The sequence below is a fragment of the Acidovorax sp. SUPP3334 genome (genome assembly GCF_030159055.1).
GTDB lineage: Bacteria > Pseudomonadota > Gammaproteobacteria > Burkholderiales > Burkholderiaceae_C > Paracidovorax.
In genome coordinates this window covers 1-1099 of record NZ_BQXQ01000107.1, presented here as the reverse complement: position 1 = coordinate 1099, position 1099 = coordinate 1, and the positions used below count along the sequence as shown (strand labels likewise).

Sequence of the window (1099 nt, the reverse complement as noted above, 5' to 3'; positions counted from 1 at the left end):
TGAGAGGTTGACGCACGCAGTCCGGGGTGCGTTTGCGGTCGGGTTCTACAGTGGATTGCCTCATCAGGAGGCAGCCACCGTGCCCGGCAAACGCATATCGGATCTTCAAGTGATCAAATACAAGGAACTTCGCGGTAAGCACAGCCAAGAGGTGGCGCCGGCCAAGTCTGGAGTGAGTGTTGCAAGCGCGCGCCGCATCGAGTCGGCAGGACTGCTGCCCTCTCAAAAGCCGGCTCGCAGTTGGCGCACGCGGGTCGATCCTCTGGACGACGTATGGCTGGCCGATGTCGTGCCGATGCTGGAATCGGCGCCGAGCCTGATGGCGGTGACCGTGCTGCAGGAACTGCAACTGCGGTATCCCGAGCGCTTCGACGGGGCAGTGTTGAGGACGCTGCAGCGCCGGGTGCGTCAATGGCGCGCCGAGCACGGTGATGAACGCGAGGTCTTCTTCGCTCAGGAGCATCTGCCAGGACGGCTCGGTCTCTCCGACTTCACCGTGTGCGATGAACTGTCGATCACCATCGCTGGAGACGCCTTGCCGCACCGGCTGTACCAATTCGCGTTCGCGCACAGCGGCTGGCGCCATGCCTGTGTCGTGCTCAGCGGCGAGAGCTTCCAAGCACTGGCGAACGGCCTCCAGGAGGCCCTGTGGATGGCTGGCGGTGTGCCCGAGGAGCATCGCAGCGACAGTCTGTCGGCGGCCTTCAACCACTTGGCCGAGCGGGAAGAGCTCACGGCCCGCTACCGCGAGCTGTGCGCCCACTATGGCCTGCGAGCGAGCCGAAACAATCCGGGCGTGAGCCATGAGAACGGTTCGATTGAAGCGCGTCAGGCAAGCTTGAAGACCGCGCTGGATCAGTCACTGCTGCTGCGTGGCACGCGGGAGTTCGCGAATCTCGAGAGCTATGGTCAGTTCGTCGCCGACACCGTGCGCAGAGTGAACGCGCGTTGTGCTCGCAGCTGGGAGGTTGAGCGTGCGAGCCTTCGGCCGTTGCCTGCCCGGCGCACCGCCGACTTCGAAGAGGTCGATGCGAGGGTGAGCAAGTTCGGCCTCATCAGCGTCAAGGCCTCGCACTACAGCGTGCCGTCAAGGCTGATT

General features: G+C 64.0%; 1 protein-coding gene. It reads left to right on the top strand.

The window, feature by feature from the left end; genetic code table 11:
* Positions 1 to 79 precede the first annotated feature (79 nt).
* The coding region (gene istA, locus AVHM3334_RS23670; protein ID WP_284415874.1) for an IS21 family transposase at positions 80 to 1099 on the top strand (1020 nt) is incomplete at its 3' end.